This is a genomic window from Anaerobium acetethylicum (assembly GCF_900096945.1).
GTDB lineage: Bacteria > Bacillota > Clostridia > Lachnospirales > Lachnospiraceae > Anaerobium > Anaerobium acetethylicum.
On sequence record NZ_FMKA01000015.1, the window covers coordinates 79,068 to 95,253 of the forward strand.

The 16,186-nt window shown below is 40.6% G+C and carries 11 protein-coding genes, 2 pseudogenes and 1 other annotated feature; of the genes and pseudogenes, 10 read left to right on the forward strand and 3 right to left on the reverse strand.

Annotated features, from left to right (window positions below; all coding sequences use genetic code 11):
- The first annotated feature begins 72 nt into the window (after positions 1-72).
- The 7 genes from BJR36_RS12200 (at position 73) to BJR36_RS12230 (ending at position 9,744) form a co-directional block, all read left to right on the forward strand.
- Entirely contained in the window at positions 73-1,569 is a 1,497-nt protein-coding gene (locus BJR36_RS12200) for an ABC transporter substrate-binding protein (RefSeq protein ID WP_091234702.1), read from the forward strand.
- A 78-nt stretch (positions 1,570-1,647) separates the two neighbouring features.
- Positions 1,648-2,571 (forward strand): ABC transporter permease, encoded by a 924-nt coding sequence (locus BJR36_RS12205; RefSeq protein WP_091234705.1) that lies wholly within the window; start codon positions 1,648-1,650, stop codon positions 2,569-2,571.
- Positions 2,572-2,583: 12 nt separating this feature from the next.
- On the forward strand, positions 2,584-3,468 hold the full coding sequence (locus BJR36_RS12210; protein WP_091234706.1) for a carbohydrate ABC transporter permease: 885 nt from the start codon (positions 2,584-2,586) through the stop codon (positions 3,466-3,468).
- 43 nt (positions 3,469-3,511) lie between these two features.
- Complete coding sequence (locus BJR36_RS12215; protein WP_169823682.1) at positions 3,512-5,239, forward strand: sensor histidine kinase; 1,728 nt, start codon at positions 3,512-3,514, stop codon at positions 5,237-5,239.
- 36 nt (positions 5,240-5,275) lie between these two features.
- Positions 5,276-6,034, forward strand: coding sequence for a response regulator transcription factor (locus tag BJR36_RS12220; RefSeq protein ID WP_091234711.1), 759 nt, complete (start codon positions 5,276-5,278; stop codon positions 6,032-6,034).
- Between the two features lie 16 nt (positions 6,035-6,050).
- A complete protein-coding gene (locus BJR36_RS12225) occupies positions 6,051-7,418 on the forward strand; it encodes a carboxylesterase/lipase family protein (RefSeq protein ID WP_091234713.1) in 1,368 nt (455 codons plus the stop codon).
- Between the two features lie 61 nt (positions 7,419-7,479).
- Positions 7,480-9,744, forward strand: coding sequence for a glycoside hydrolase family 2 protein (locus BJR36_RS12230; RefSeq protein ID WP_169823683.1), 2,265 nt, complete (start codon positions 7,480-7,482; stop codon positions 9,742-9,744).
- A gap of 93 nt (positions 9,745-9,837) precedes the next feature.
- On the opposite strand, the pseudogene tyrS reads toward BJR36_RS12230, so the two are convergent.
- From tyrS to BJR36_RS21165, 3 genes and pseudogenes are all read right to left on the reverse strand, one after another.
- Positions 9,838-10,773, reverse strand: a pseudogene (tyrS, locus tag BJR36_RS12235) (tyrosine--tRNA ligase); the annotation flags it as partial.
- Between the two features lie 61 nt (positions 10,774-10,834).
- Positions 10,835-11,081, reverse strand: a binding site (T-box leader).
- Between the two features lie 78 nt (positions 11,082-11,159).
- Positions 11,160-11,708, reverse strand: coding sequence for a TetR/AcrR family transcriptional regulator (locus BJR36_RS12240; RefSeq protein WP_242875554.1), 549 nt, complete (start codon positions 11,706-11,708; stop codon positions 11,160-11,162).
- A 104-nt stretch (positions 11,709-11,812) separates the two neighbouring features.
- A pseudogene (locus tag BJR36_RS21165) lies at positions 11,813-12,624 on the reverse strand (MATE family efflux transporter).
- Between the two features lie 394 nt (positions 12,625-13,018).
- Between BJR36_RS21165 and BJR36_RS12250 the strand changes: the two are divergent.
- The 3 genes from BJR36_RS12250 (at position 13,019) to BJR36_RS12260 (ending at position 15,962) form a co-directional block, all read left to right on the forward strand.
- Positions 13,019-13,966 (forward strand): hypothetical protein, encoded by a 948-nt coding sequence (locus tag BJR36_RS12250; protein WP_091234718.1) that lies wholly within the window; start codon positions 13,019-13,021, stop codon positions 13,964-13,966.
- Positions 13,967-14,141: 175 nt separating this feature from the next.
- Positions 14,142-14,363 (forward strand): helix-turn-helix domain-containing protein, encoded by a 222-nt coding sequence (locus tag BJR36_RS12255; RefSeq protein ID WP_091234721.1) that lies wholly within the window; start codon positions 14,142-14,144, stop codon positions 14,361-14,363.
- Positions 14,364-14,453: 90 nt separating this feature from the next.
- Complete coding sequence (locus BJR36_RS12260) at positions 14,454-15,962, forward strand: ATP-binding protein (protein ID WP_091234724.1); 1,509 nt, start codon at positions 14,454-14,456, stop codon at positions 15,960-15,962.
- The last annotated feature ends 224 nt before the right edge of the window (positions 15,963-16,186 follow it).

The following is a 16,186-nucleotide window of genomic DNA, read 5'->3' on the forward strand; positions in this document are numbered from 1 at the left end:
TGATATTAAATACTTCTTTTATTAAGTAAAATCAGTATATGAAACAACATTAAACAAAGGGAGGATTTATTTATGAAACGAAAGTTAGTCAGTGTATTGCTTACAGCTGCCATGGTGGCTACAATGCTTGTTGGATGTGGAGAATCAAAGACAGATAACGAAGCAGGGAAAGTTGGAACAGAAGCTGATCAGAGTGATTCTGCAGAGGTAGAGAAAATCAAAATTTACCTGCCATCAGCAGGCAAGAGAGATGACATGGCTAAGGTCATGGAGGCCGTAAATGAAATATCAAGAGAAAAAATTGGCGTAGAGGTAGAATTTAAGGTATATGATTTTGGACAGTGGTTCCAGCAGTATTCACTATTCTTAAGCGGAACAGAGGATGTTGACATGCTTGCAAATTATGGTGGATATCTGAATGCAGTGTCGCAGGGAGCCGCATATGACATAACAGATCTGATCCAGGAATATGGACAGGATATCATTGAAATGGAAGGCGATTATTTAAAGAGCGGAGAAATCAACGGTGTCCAGTATGCGGTTCCAATCTACGCATCGTATGCATGGAATATGGGAATCATATATAGACAGGATGTCGTTGATGAGCTTGGTCTTGGAGAAAAAGTTGCTCAGGTTAAGAATTTAGAGGATTGGGAAGAAATCCTTGCAGCTGTTAAGGCAGCTAAACCGGATATGACGCCATTTGTTACAAATAGCGGAAATACAGCACCGAACTTTCAATATGGGTTCTGGGATGACCTTGGAAATAATTATGGCGTTTTAATGAATGGCGGAGAAACAGCAGATGTTGTAAACCTTTTTGAGACAGAACAGTATGCACAGCTTTGCGGCGTTTTAAACGACTGGTACAACAAGGGATATTCAAATAAGGATATTCAGACTCAGACAGATGCATTCACTGTTTTGACACAGAATGAAGCGGCTTTCTCTACGATTGGCCAGACAGACTTTAATACTGCTTTTTACCAGTCAACATCATGCGGAAAAAATATGGGGGCAATTTTATTAGATACGCCTGTTGCACGAACATACAATAATGTTACATATACGATTATGTCTAATACAGAGCATGCAGAAGCATGTATGAAATTCATGAACCTCTGGTTTTCAGACAAAGAAATAGGGAATCTGATCAGTTACGGTATTGAAGGTGAACATTATCAGTTAAATGAGAATGGAATGGGAAGCTACCTGGATGGACAGGATGCCTCAACTTGTACCTATCATCTCGGATCGGCAATTTCTAACACAAACAGAATCCGTTGGGAGAGCGAAAATCCTGATTATGCGGAAAAACTTGTTGAAAGCAATTCATCAGCTCAAAAATCAGCTGCTCTTGGATTTAGTTTTGATCCAACGAACGTAACAAACGAAATCACACAGCTTGATAATGTCTGCAGCAAATATCAGATCGGTTTGGAAAGTGGTGCATTGGATCCGGAAACTTATCTTCCAGAATTTATCGCCGCGCTTAAAGACGCAGGACTTGATACTGTTATTGCAGAAAAGCAGAAACAGGTGGATGCTTTCCTGGCAGCAAATAAATAATAATTAAGATAAAGGGGCGCGCTTGTCAGTGTTAACTGAAACGCGCCTCTTTAAAAAAGTAAAGAAGGGATTGGAAGAATGAATAAAAAATCTTTTGTAAAACAGGCAAAAAAGTACTGGCCTTTTTATGTGATGGCATTGCCAGCCTGCGTTTATTTCTTTATAAATAATTATATTCCAATGGGCGGATTGATTCTTGCTTTTGAGAAGTACACAGTAAGCGGCGGAATCTTCGGGAGCAAAAAGGTTGGCTTGGAAAATTTCAGGTTTTTGTTCAAGAGTGCAGACGCATGGATCATGACAAGGAATACACTTTTATATAACCTTGTATTTATTGCTGGGGGAACGATTTTAGCTATATTTGTTGCATATCTGCTGCATGAGCTAAAAAGCCACATATCGAGAAAAGTATTTCAGACGGTTATTCTGTTCCCTGGCCTTTTATCAATTATTATTGTTTCATACCTGGCAAATGCTCTTTTAGCAGGTGATACGGGATATATTAATATGCACATTTTAGCACCGCTTGGCATAGAGCCGATTTCATTCTACAGTGAAAAGAAGTGGTGGCCATTCATTTTGATATTTGTTCATTTCTGGCAGATTACAGGAACAAATTGTATTCTCTATCTTGCGAATATGTCGGCTGTTGATCCCGGACTTTACGAGGCGGCAAATCTTGATGGGGCTGACCGGTTCAATAGTTTTAAGAACATTACATTGCCGTGTCTGGTGCCAACAATTATTACACTGACAACTTTATCTGTTGGTAAAATTTTTAATTCGGATTTCGGGTTGTTCTATCAGGTGCCGATGAACAGTGGTGCAATCGTCGATGTGACACAGACGATAGATACATATGTTTACAGAGGCTTGATGAATACTGCCAATATGGGGATGTCTGCTGCGGCAGGTTTTTATCAGTCTGTTGTAGGATTTTGTCTTGTCATGATTGCAAATGCTATCATAAGAAAAATCAGTAGAGAAAACGCAATGTTCTAGGAGGAGAAAAGAATGGTAAAAAAAGATACGGGATTTCAGATAATTGCACAATTGATCATGATGATCTTATGTATTTTAGTTATTTTTCCTTTGGCATTACTGATCATGTCTTCAATATCACCTGAGGCGGATATTGTTAAGTCTGGATATTCATTAATACCGAGGAGCTTAGATTTTTCAGCTTATAAATATATATTTGGAGAAGGAAGTATTTTCCATTCCTATTTTATAACGATAGCTGTTACATTAACTGGTACGGTAGTAGGTGTGATTATGACAACGATGATTTCATATACACTTACAGTTCCGGGTCTTCCAGGAAAGGGTTTCATAAGCTTCTATGTGCTTTTCACAATGCTGTTTTCCGGTGGGCTTGTTCCCAGCTATATGATGTGGAGCAATATTTTCCATATTAAGAATACGGTTTTTGCACTGCTGATCCCATCTCTGTTATGTAATTCGTTTCATATTTTAATCACAAGGTCCTATTTTCAAAATAACATCCCGAAAGAAATTCTGGAAAGTGCCAGAATGGATGGAATGACTGAGTTTGGAATATTTTTCAAGATTGTATTGCCATTAAGCGTTCCTATTATTGCTACAATCGGTTTCATGAAAGCCTTAATGTATTGGAATGATTGGACAAATAGCTTATACTATATTACAGATAAAAGACTTGTAGGAATACAGGCGCTGCTCAATAATATGTTGACAAATGCGCAATATCTGGCAAAGTCCATGGACGCATCAATGATTGTAACAGATGCGGCATCGATTCCGTCGCTGACTCTTAGAATGGCAATTGCGGTAGTTGGCATGCTGCCAATGATTATCCTATATCCTTTCTTTCAGAAGTATTACATGAAGGGACTGACGGTTGGAGCAGTAAAAGGTTAAGCATAACAGGGGAATATTGAGATGCATAAGGAGTGATATGACTGTGAAAAAAGAGATATCATTAAGAAATCTGCTGCGAAAATACTGGATTGGAATGTTTTTGTTTCTTGTAGTAGTGTATTTTTTACTGCAATCCTATATGCTCCTGGCGCTGACAGAGCGTACGGAAGAGAGCGTACAAAAAAGTATCTTCATTGCGGAAAATGGGATTGAAGATTCCCTGCAGATTGTCGACAGCTTTATTTATGAATCTCTTTACAGCGGGACGACCCAGTCGACGTCACAGCTCTATAACTCTTTAAAGAATGAAACAGATCCGGTTATGCTGTCAGTTGCCAGAAATGCTGTGCTCACTTCGCTTATGAGCATTGTATCCTGGTCTGACATGATTGATTTTGCCATGATTTACACGGACAGTACTGATGAAACAACATGGCTGGAAGCTGGCAGTACAAGTAATTATGCAACGAGAAGAGAAGTGAAACAGCTCATTGGTGAGAGAATTGAGCAGGGTGAATTTAATCGATTAGAACGTTATATGATTTGTAAAAGCGGACAGGGAAATATCATGATCCGCTTATTGAAAATAGAAGACAGCTACTTTGTCGTCGGTGTTTCAGAGTCTGAAATATTACGTACATTGCAAAGCGCGGAATATGATGAGAATAGTATTGCATTTGCTGCGGAAAAGGATGGAACTGTCATATTCACATCGGAAAAGGTGGATGTTGATTTTTCCCCGGAACAAGAGGGAACCTATATCGCCGTAGATGGAAAAGAATATCTGCAGACTGGATATGTTTCAGATAAGACAGGCTATTATTTTGGTATGCTTACAGCAAAAAACAGCATTATATCAGATATGTGGTTTTTCAGAATGCTTTTCTTTATTATGTTTTTGGTTCTAATGATTCTGGTACCGGCGATTTTTTATATTATTCATGCTTATGTGGAAAAACCAATCGGCAAAATTGCGAATACCATGAATCAGATTGCTGAAGGTGAGCTGGATGTAACAGTAGAAGAAGCCTATCAGATTACAGAACTTGTTCAATTGGTTCATGCATTTAATCACATGATTAAACGGATAAAACAGCTGAAAATTGAAAAATACGAGGTGAAGCTGGAGGCGCAGAAAGCCACAATGCAATATCTGCAGCTTCAGATCAAGCCGCATTTTTATGCGAATGTACTGAATATCATTTATTCTCTGGCAGAAAGGAAAGATTATAGTACGATTCAAAAAATCTCCAAATCGATTGTGAACTACTCCAGATATATGTTTCACGATGCCACTGAACTGGTCGAACTGCAGAGGGAAATCGAGCATGTCCATTATTATATGGAGATTCAGGAAATCCGTTATATGATGCAGATTACCTGCCAGGTCGTGGTTCCGGATGAAACAAAAAGTGCACTGATTCCCCCGTTTATTATTCAAAGTTTTGTGGAAAACAGTGTAAAATATACATTTTCCACCAAGAAAAGCAGTAAGATAACAATTCATGTGGAGACAGATGAAGAAAAGGAATATCTGACAATTCGTATTAGTGATAATGGGGCAGGATATAGTGAAGAATTATTGCAGCAGAGCTGGGAACAGAAAAACGAAGATGGGCATATTGGCCTTACAAATGTATATCGAAGATTAAAATTAATATATGATGATAAAGCTGATATCCAGCTGATGAATGATCATGGCGCAGTTGCAATCCTGAAAGTGCCATATATTTCAGTGGATAATATGGAATTCGATGATGATGATATTTAGATAGTAACGGTAGATAAAGAGAGGTAGTGTGTCGATATGCGGAAATTTAGTGTTTTACTGACTGACGATGAAGAACTTGCACTTATGGGGCTGGAAGAGGGTGTCAAGTGGGAAACTCTGAATGTTGATAAAGTATATAAATGCCACAGCAAAGACACGGCGATCCGGATGCTGCAGAGGTATCCGGTGGATATCATAATTACTGACATTGAGATGCCTAATGGCAATGGCATAGAACTTATTAAATGGGTAAAGGAAAATAAACCGGAGATAAAATCGGTATTTTATACTGGTCATGCCGAATTTTCTTATGCGCAGGAAGCGTTGCGCCTGGGGGTGGAGGATTATTTACTAAAGCCGATTCCATATGATGATTTAGAAGCGATCATTGAAAAGATAGAAAAGAAAATTCTCGTCCATGAAAAAACAGTAGATTTATCAGAATTGGCGGAAGATTGCACAGAGGAAAGCCCGGAAAAAATTGTGGATCAGGTAAAAAAACTGATTGCAGAAAATCTTTCGGTTGGCAGCCTGCAAAGAGATGAATTGGCAGCCATGGTACATGTCAGCTCGGGTTATCTTGGAAGAATCTTTAAGAAGCAGACAGGTATGGCGTTAACTGACTATATCATAAAAAAACGTATTGTTGTTGCAAAGCAGCTTCTCATTAAAACAAACTTATCGATAACGGATATATCAGCACGAGTGGGCATATCCTATTCCTCTTATTTCACAAAAATATTTAAAGAACAGGTTGGAATGACGCCACAAGAATATAGACAGCAACACAAATAAGAAAGGCAGAATCAATATGATCGTAAATACGAAGTATGGGAAGATAGAAGGGATTACAGAAAGCGGATGTGTGATTTTTAAAGGTGTGCCATATGCAAAGGCTCCAATTGGAGAACTGCGCTTTCAAAAACCACAGAAAGCAGAAGCCTGGGAGGGAATCTATAAGGCTGGTCATTTTCGGTGCAGGAGCATGCAGGGACCGGATCGAGGCGGCTTTTACCATAAAGAATTTTACAGTAATCCGGATTTCATCACAGAAATGAGCGAGGACAGCTTATATTTGAATATCTGGATTCCGGAACATAAAGCAGAGGGCAAACTGCCAGTGGCGGTTTACATACATGGCGGCGCATTCCTGGGAGGTGCAGGAAGCAACCTGCCGTTCGTCTGTAATGAGCTGGTAAAATCAGGTGTAATCATCATTACCATGAATTACCGGTTAGGTGCTTTTGGATTTTTATGCCACCCATTGCTAGGGGCAGAAGGAGAAAATGAGGCTGGCGGCAATTATGGACTCTGGGATCAGCTGGAGGCGATTTCCTGGGTAAAAGAAAATATTGAAGACTTTGGCGGAGACAAAGAGAACATGACGGTCTTTGGACAGTCCGCAGGAGCAATGAGCCTGCAGGCGCTGGCAGTTACAGAAAAGGCAGAAGGATTATTTAAACGGATGATTTTACAAAGCGGTGGAGGTTACCGGAATCCACTGGCCGAGTATCGTACCATTGAAAGGGCAACTGAAACGGCAGAGGATCTGTTGGAAGCACTAGGAATCCATGACAAAGAGTGGATGAAAAGTGAAACAAAGCGGAAACAGGCGCTGGATGCGCTATACAAGACTTCTTCAGAAGAAATGATGCAGGCAATAGGTAAAGTGATGGCGAAAGCTTTTGAGGAAAGAAAAGGAATGCCCTTTGTTCCTGTCATTGATGGCGAGCTGCTTAAAAAAGATGGAACTGTATTAATGGATGAAGGCAAGTATCTTCCTATCGATTATATGCTGGGTTCAAATTCCAATGATTTAACGACAGAAGGGCAGACAGAGAGTTCGCCGGAAACGAATCTGATGCATCAGGGAGATCTGGCATATGCAAAGAGGGTAAATGCAGATACGACTCATAAGGCTTATGTTTATTATTTCCAACGAGAGTTGCCAGGAGATGAAAGCGGCGCGTTTCACTCGGCAGAACTGTGGTATGTGTTTGGAAGCCTGGAGTACTGCTGGAGACCATTTGAACAGGCAGATTATAAGCTTTCCGAAAGGATGATTTCCTATTGGAGCAATTTTATGAAAACAGGAAATCCGAATGAGGAAGGAAAAACAGACTGGCAGCCATGTACAGAAGAAAATCCATATTTTGAAGTACTGGATGTGGAAGAATAGAACATGCGTGCAGCAAACTTTAAAACATCAAACAAAAATGACCAAGCGAGGTAGAAATAAATTGAGAAAAGTTATTAAATGGAACGAAAATTGGGGATTTTTGAAAGGCGAGCATCAGCAGGAGGTGGTATGGGAGGTCGTAACTCTGCCGCATACCTGGAATGCATTGGATGGACAGGACGGCGGAAATGATTATTATCAGGGGCCTGCCTGGTATAAAAAAACGCTTACATTGGAAAGCGACTGGAAGGAAGTTTACATACGTTTTGGCGCAGTCAATAAAAAGGCCGAAGTCTGGTGCAATGGAAAATCAGCAGGGCAGCATCTTGGAGGATTTTCAGCCTTTACGTTTGATCTGACACCCTTTTTACAGGATGGGGAAAATGAAATACTTGTAAAAGCAGATAACAGCAATGAGCTGCCAATCTATCCAAGGCAGGCTGATTTCACATTCTTTGGTGGAATCTATCGAGAGGTGGAATTGATTTGCTTTGACGAGAATGCACATTTCGATGTAACGAGATTTGGAACGGATGCTGTTTTTGTAACACCTTCGATGGACGGAACGGTTGTTGTTGATACCTATGTAATTGCGGACAGCAGCGTTTACGCAGAAATCTTTGATACAAATGGAAGTTCAGTTGCGAAATCGAAAGTGATGGAACTCGGAAAGAATCACAGGGCAGGAGAAACCGTGCAGCTTACTTTAAAAGTACCGGAAGTACAGCGCTGGGATGGAACAAAGGATGCTTATCTATACCAGGTGAAGGTTTTCTTATCCGCACAGAATGTCCAGGATGTTGTCGCCGCGAACTTTGGCTTTCGCGATTACACTGTCAGCGCGTCGGAAGGATTTTTCCTAAATGGTGCTGCCTATCCATTACACGGTGTCTGCCGTCACCAGGACAGAGAAAACATGGGCTGGGCAGTTACAGAGAAAGAGCACATCGAAGACATGGCTTTAATGCGTGAGATTGGAGCAAACACAATCCGCCTGGCGCATTATCAGCAGGCACCTTTCTTCTATGACTTGTGTGACCGCAACGGCATGGTGGTCTGGGCAGAAATTCCATTTATCAGCGTTTATGATGAAAGAGAAGAAGCAGATGAGAATTTAAGGCAGCAGATGCAGGAACTCGTTTTACAGAACTACAATCATCCGTCCATCTGCTTCTGGGGAATCGCCAATGAAGTGGGAATCGGCGGTGAATCTGAAAAAATGTACAAGATACTGCGAGAGTTAAATCAATTGACCAGGGAATTAGATCCATCCAGACTGACGGTTATTGCAAATGTTGGGATGACCAGGACAGACAGTCCTCTTTTCCATATTACGGATGTTACTTCCTACAACGAATATAAAGGCTGGTATGAAGGCACCATGGATGACCATGGAGCATTTTGTGACGAGCGTCATAACGAAATACCTGAGATTCCGCTTGCGATCAGCGAATATGGTGCAGAAAGCATTTTGTCATGGCATAGTGAACATCCAAAGATAAAGGATTATTCAGAGGAATATCAGGCACTGGTGCATGAAAAAGCCCAAAAGGCCTTTGAAGAGCGGCCCAATCTGTGGGCGACCTGGCTTTGGAATATGTTTGATTTTGCAGCAGACGCCAGAGATGAAGGGGGCTGTAAAGGAAGAAACAATAAGGGCTTAGTGACTTATGACCGAAGCATAAAAAAACAGGCATTTTATTTCTACAAAGCCTGCTGGAGCAAGGAACCATTTGTCTATCTTTGTGGAAAAAGATTTACAAAACATGCTGAAGATAAGATCAATATCAAGGTCTATTCCAATCAGAAGCAGGTTGATTTGTGGGTAAATGGAGAGCATATCGGACATCTTTGCGAATCGGCGATTTTTGAATTTAAAGAAGTCGCGTTGTCAGAACAGTTCAATGAGATCCTGGTCCGGACACCAGAGGGTCTGATGGACACCCTGATACTTGAGAAAGTAGATAAAGTGCCGGAGGAATATGTTTTTACAGAAGAAAAAAATGTGTCTGATGCAGTTGCACAGTGGTTCGCGAACCTGCAGTCCAAAAAGGATGATGCCACAGTGGTAAGAGAGATTGTAGTAAGAGAAGGCTATTTGTCGGTCAATGACCCTATGGAAGAGATTTATAAGTATCCGGAAGGATTTCAGGCGGTGCAGGAACTGATTGCCACGCCAATGGCAGTGGTTCAGCCTGCAATGGCAGAACGCATGTCAACTGGCGGGGTATTAAGTTTTACAAGTATCTGGCATCATATTGGTAAACTGCTTCCGGATGAAGCTTACTATTTATTGAATGAACGATTAAATAAAATTAAAAAGTAAATTCATGAATGGTTTATATTAGTTGTACTTTTATTCGGTACCTTATTCTGGTACCTGACACCATAAACTTTATTTAATGGTGTCAGGTACCATTTTTCTTGCTTCTGCTGCTTCTTCCTCACCGTGAACGAGTGCAGTCAGGTCATAAGCCAGAATCTCCTTTTTCTCGTTGATCCGGCTGTCCGCCCATTCCTCCATAGCATCAATTTCTTTAACAGGAAGGAAGGTCAGCATTCGGAGACATTTCATAACATCCGCATCACCGATGTTTCTCCAATACTGATAAAACTCGTATGGAGAGGTTCTGTCCGGGTCGAGCCATACAGCGCCGTTTGCTGTTTTGCCCATCTTATTCCCCTCGCTGTTCATCAGCAGGGTGATGGTCATCGCATAGGCGTCATCTCCGGTTTTTCTGCGAATCAGATCCGTTCCTGCCAGCATATTGCTCCACTGGTCATCACCGCCAAACTGCATATTGCAGCCATAGTGATTATGCAGATGCAGGAAATCATAAGACTGCATAATCATGTAGTTGAATTCAAAGAAGCTCAGACCACGTCCCAGCCGCTGCTTGTAGCATTCTGCACGGAGCATGTTATTGACGGAGAAGCAGGATCCAATATCACGGAGCAGATCGACATAATTCAAATCAAGCAGCCAGTCCGCGTTATTCACAATAATTGCTTCATCCTCACCGAACTCGATAAAGCGCTCCATCTGTTTTTTGAAGCAATCGCAGTTATGCTGAATCGTCCCGGTGTCCATCATCGAACGCAGATCGGTTCGCCCGGAAGGATCTCCGATGAATCCGGTGCCTCCGCCTAAAAGGACAACCGGCTTATTTCCCGCCAGCTGCAGGCGCTTCATCAGACAAAGCGCCATAAAATGCCCGACATGGAGAGAGTCTGCTGTCGGGTCAAAGCCGATATAGAATTTTGCACCTCCGTTGTTGATCAGTTCTCTGATTTCCGGCTCGTCTGTAACCTGGGCAATCAGGCCTCTTGCCTGTAACTCTTCATAGATTCTCATGTATAAAATTCCTCCTGTATGTTTAATTTATGGCAACAAAAAATCCCCTGTCCAATACTGGACAGAGGACGATGGATATTCAACCGTGGTACCACCTCTGGTTCAGATACTTCTTACAAAGTATCCCTCATTGTGCACTGGCATGCACGCAGCGCTTTATCGGGCGCACCCGTCTGACCCTACTATGCGAATGCAATTCAGGCAGCAGCTCCGGAAGGTATTCTGAACAGTCCTTTTGCAGGCTCGCACCAACCGCCTGCTCTCTGATAAAAGGGGTCTGACATACTTTTTTCCATCATTGCCTTACCATATCTATAAAAACACTCTACCAGAGAGAACCTGGTTATTCAAGACACAAAATGCCACATGTGTGTCATTTCTGGATTTTATGACAGATAGTTCAGTATATCATGGGGAAGCGTGCGCTTGATCAAACCGACCAGATCACGTTTATCCTTTTTCATTCCGGATAGAAGCCAGTCAATGATCATCTCTGTCCCTCCGCAGGAGGCAATCCGAATAGCAAAGTTCATCTCTTCTGAGCGGACATCCGCACCTTTCATTTCTAAATATTTACGATATGTTTTTTCAGTCATTTCAATATCAAATTTGCGAAGACTATTTGTATCCCTGCTGCTATAAGCATGAGATAAAATAAGCGCCTTCTCTTCACAAATGGCAAGGTACCGCAATAATGCCTCATCCCATTCGTCGCCGTATGTAATCCGTTCAAAGGTGGTTTGAAAAAATGCAAAAAAATAGGCATTCACCAAATCGTATTTATCCTGATAATGGCGATAAAAGGTCTTTCTGGAGATGTTTGCCGAACGGACGATGTCGCTGATGTAGATATCATCTAAATCTTGATCGTTCAGTAATTCTTCCAGTGCGGATATGATTTTTTGCTTTGCAGGGGTCATTTTATTCTGGTCCATAGCATACTCCCAAGGGTTATTGATATTGATGCGATATATAGATTCTGAGTTGTCTTTGAGAGTATCATACTATAAAATCATGGGGTTTCCAATCTGATCTTTTTTTATAAATTATCTATGTTTGATGTCAGCAAGCCGGGCTGTTTGTCAGGCTGCTGCTTCCTGGCGTTCATCTCCCACCAGAAATACGATCCTGTGAACATGATGCAGGTAAAAATCCAGGTGATCGGATTGGTCAGGCGGACGCACCAGTAGCCTAGCGGCGCTAGCAGGAACCTGATGGCTGACAGTCTGCAAACAAGCTCCACCACACCGCCGGCAGTTCCAAGCTTAAAAACCACAATGAAAATGATGTCCAAAGCAATATTTAAAAAGGAAGACAGAATTAGAAAATACAGGGGGGTACGACTGTCTCCGATTGCTCTTAAAATACTGGAAGATACGTTGTAGGCCATCGTCAGGATGAGTCCACAGTATAGTGCACGGATATAGGAATTAGCCAGTTCCAGTGTGTTTCCAGGTGTGTTCATCCAGATAAGGAACTGTCTGGAAAATACCACGGCCGGAATCGTGGCCACACAGAGAAGACAAAGGTCAAAAACAGGGATACAGCAACCAGGTGCTTCAGACGCTCGAAATTCCTGGCACCAAATGCATGTGAAATCATAACACCAAAGCCCTGGGTCAGCCCGCTGGTAAAGCCGATGATGAAGAAGACGATGCTTCCGGTGGATCCAACTGCCGCCAGTGATTCTTCACCAAGATATCGGCCTACAATCATGGTATCTGCCATATTGTAAAACTGTTGGAATAAATTCCCCAGTAATACAGGAATCGAAAATGCTATGATGTTTTGTAGCGGACTTCCAATTGTCATGTCTTTTGTTTTCATAATAGAGACTCCTCGTGTATTCATAATTTACTAAGGTAATCCTATGCCTCTTTTAGAAGAATTCCTACTATAATATGGGAACAATCATGAATTTACAAAATATTAGACCTTCCTACATTTATTGGAGGAGGCTCGGAGCTGACCCGGCATGTCATGAAGGCCAACAAGGAATGGAATTGGAAAGCCCGGGTAAAGCAGAAGCTGTAATCCGAGTGGATACCGGATAAGGTTACCGCTTGAGAGGAAACAATTCTCGTTTATCGAGATGAAAAAGTAAGAGAAAACCTTGATGTAATTAACGGTTGTGATACTCGCTTTTTAGGTACGCATGTAAACAGAATGACTTGAAATTAATAAAGAAATATGATATTTTTAATTTGTAACATAAAATAAGTTACAAGTTAAAAAGGTGGTTTTTATGAAAGAGTATTTAGAAAAGTGTCTAAGAAGAAAGATTGAGATAACAGAATTTGAGAAGAAAAAATCTTTGCCGCTTTTATATGCTGGTTTATATCATTTGTACTCTGTGAAGATGGATGGAATTCAGTGGCTTATGGCTGAGCCAAAGGAGAAACTTGGATTGGCATCTATGAGGAAAAATCAGAGGCAGCTAGAGAAACTGACTGGTCTGAATTGTGCGTTATATCTTAAAAATTTAAATAGTTATTCGAAGGATGTCATGTTGAATGAGGGGATTCCTTTTGTGGTAGAGGGAAAGCAGATTTATCTACCATTTACAGGTGTACTGTTGGCAGGTGAAACAGATAGAACATTGGCACCGATCAGACAAATCTCTTATCTGACACAAAAGATTCTACTTGTAGCTTTATATGAAAAATGGGAAGATATGACAGTGACAAAGGTTGCAGAACGTTTGGGAGTGACAAAGATGTCGGTCTCCAGGTGTTTTGACGAGACAGAATATCTTGAAATACCGGTACTTGCAATGAAAGGAAAGTCGCGTGTGATCTGTATGAATGGAGAACCAAAAGAACTTTGGGAGGAAATTCAGCCGATTCTTAGAAATCCGGTTATCGCAATTTATGAGATGGCAGAGGATTTGAAGATTGAAGTAAAAGCAGGAATATCCGCTCTTTGTGAGTATTCCATGTTGGAAGACAATTCGTTTCCAACTTATGCAATCACAAAGAAGGAATTACAGAAATTGCAGATCAAGAAAAAACAGCTTGTCCCAAAAGGGGAAGAAAAAGGCTGCGTTATTCAGGAAATTGGATATTACATTAATTTTCAAAACAGGAATCTGGTAGATCCGCTAACAGTTCTTCTATCGTTAACCAATGAAGAAAAAACAGATGACAGAGTAAGCCTTTCAGTGGATGAGATGCTTAAGGAGTATGTATGGTAAAGGGATTCGAGTCTTTCGGCAATATTGCTGGATGATGACTATTACCAGATATTACTGGATGGAAAAAGCGTGGAGCATGGGCTATCAGTTCTAAGATAATAATAAGACATCTTTTCTTTTAATAAATATTTGCTATAATATGCATATAACCACGCAATGCGTAAGGAGAGCGGATATGGAGATTGGGGAAAAAATCAAGGCATTAAGAGCAGAAGCCGGACTGAATCGTAAAGAATTTGCGGAACACTTTGGAATTCCTTTAAGAACCGTGGAGGACTGGGAGGCAGGAAAAAGAAAGCCACCAGAGTACATACCGCGGTTAATTGAATATCAGATTAAGAATGAACAACTCCAGAATAGAATGAAGAAGGGAGAGAATACGGATGGAGCAGAATAACACGCAAAAAATGCGTGTTGATGGAGTTGAGCAAATACTATATTATAAAGGGCTTCAATGGTTCATACTATTTTGAGGGGTGAGAAACGCATGACAATTGATGAAGTTTTGAAATTTGAAGAAAAGCAGATCTTTGATCGCAAGAGTATAAATATTGAACCGAAAGCACTGGCAATTCCCATTATAGCATTTGCAAATGCGGATGGAGGTACCATTGCAATTGGAGTATCAGATAGAACACGCCGGATTGAAGGTGTGGATTTTGAAACGCCGAAATTGAACGAATTGTTACGCGTTCCATTTGACTTCTGTGTTCCTACAGTAAAGGTGGAGATTGAAGATGTTTCTTGTGTTGACTCTGAAGGAAGGGTGAATCACATAACCTTAATGCATATAGAACCAAGCATGGAAGTACACGCAAATCAAGCAGATGAAGTGTACATGCGTGTGGGAGACAAGTCGAAAAAACTGACGTTTGAAGAGCGTACACAGCTAATGTATGATAAGGGAGAACGGTTTTTTGAGGATAAGCCAGTCCCAGATGCAGACATGGAAGACATTGATATGGAATTTGTGAAAGCGTATATAGAAAAGATTGGATATTCCAAGACACCTATGGAATATCTTAAAGAAAACAAGGGATTTGTAAAAGAGAAAAAGGGGGCTATACAAGTTAGTTCAGCTGCAATTTTATTATTTGGAAAGAATCCACAACTGCATTTTCCAAGAGCCAGAGTTCGCTTTATTCGATATGAAGGCACTGAAGAAAAATTCGGTACTGAAATGAATGTCATTAAGGATGTTATTTTTGAAGGTAATATTCTTAAAATGATTAACGATGCCATAACATATCTGGACACTCAGATTAAAGAAAAAACATATTTGGGACAAGATGGAAAGTTTGTGACAGAAGAAGAATATCCGAAATTTGTTCGGCAAGAAATTGTAGTTAATGCTGTTACACATCGCGATTATAGTATTAGAGGAACTGATATACAAATAAAACTTTTTGATGACCGTATTGTTGTTGAAAGTCCGGGAAGGCTGCCAGGACTTGTGAGAGCAGATAATATAAGGCATATACATTTTTCGAGAAATCCAAAGATTGCAGAATTTTTAAAAACTTACAGTTTTGTTAAAGAGTATGGAGAAGGTGTTGATCGTATGTGTAAGGAGTTGGAAGCGGCAGGACTTCATGCACCGGAATATTATAGTAATTCATTTATGTTGCAAGCTATCGTCCGTAATTCAAGTATTGTAAAACCGGAGATTGGCTATAAAAAACCAGAGATTGGCCATGAAAAACCGGAGATTGGGCATAAAAAACCGGAGATTGGAAGTGAAAAGCTGTCTTTTGATACAATAAAGTCGAAGATTGAAAGCTGTAAATACAATGAGCCAACAGTTAATAATATTTTGAAAATCTATAATGATATTGATAATAACCAGATATTTGGAGCATCTGATGTTAGAAAGATTCTGGGTTGTTCTCCATCAACGGCATCAGAAATAATGGCAAAGTTGAGAGAATTGGGCGTTGTGAGAGAAGTCAAGGGAAAGGGAAAAGGTAAGTGCCGATTTGCTTACGAAGATGAATAATATTATTGATATATTTCAGCACGGATCCGCGGACCTGTTTGTGGTATGTGATTATTAAGAGAATCAATTTAAATGAGCAGAATAGATATGGAACCAAATATTTCGTATTCTGAAAAATGTACAAAAACTGTAAGCGATGAATATCATACCGTGTTGCACAGTCCACCCTTGGTGTCCAGTTCCCTAAATCGGCAGTAGTTCATGCTTTTCCGCTGTTATGTTTT

Excerpts from the sequence above, each read along its gene's own strand:
- BJR36_RS12200 (WP_091234702.1), top strand. The coding sequence starts at position 73 with ATGAAACGAAAGTTAGTCAGTGTATTGCTTACAGCTGCCATGGTGGCT.
- BJR36_RS12205 (WP_091234705.1), top strand. The coding sequence starts at position 1,648 with ATGAATAAAAAATCTTTTGTAAAACAGGCAAAAAAGTACTGGCCTTTT.
- BJR36_RS12210 (WP_091234706.1), top strand. The coding sequence starts at position 2,584 with ATGGTAAAAAAAGATACGGGATTTCAGATAATTGCACAATTGATCATG.
- BJR36_RS12220 (WP_091234711.1), top strand. The coding sequence starts at position 5,276 with ATGCGGAAATTTAGTGTTTTACTGACTGACGATGAAGAACTTGCACTT.
- BJR36_RS12225 (WP_091234713.1), top strand. The coding sequence starts at position 6,051 with ATGATCGTAAATACGAAGTATGGGAAGATAGAAGGGATTACAGAAAGC.
- BJR36_RS12240 (WP_242875554.1), bottom strand. The coding sequence starts at position 11,708 with ATGGACCAGAATAAAATGACCCCTGCAAAGCAAAAAATCATATCCGCA.
- BJR36_RS12250 (WP_091234718.1), top strand. The coding sequence starts at position 13,019 with ATGAAAGAGTATTTAGAAAAGTGTCTAAGAAGAAAGATTGAGATAACA.
- BJR36_RS12255 (WP_091234721.1), top strand. The coding sequence starts at position 14,142 with ATGGAGATTGGGGAAAAAATCAAGGCATTAAGAGCAGAAGCCGGACTG.
- BJR36_RS12260 (WP_091234724.1), top strand. The coding sequence starts at position 14,454 with ATGACAATTGATGAAGTTTTGAAATTTGAAGAAAAGCAGATCTTTGAT.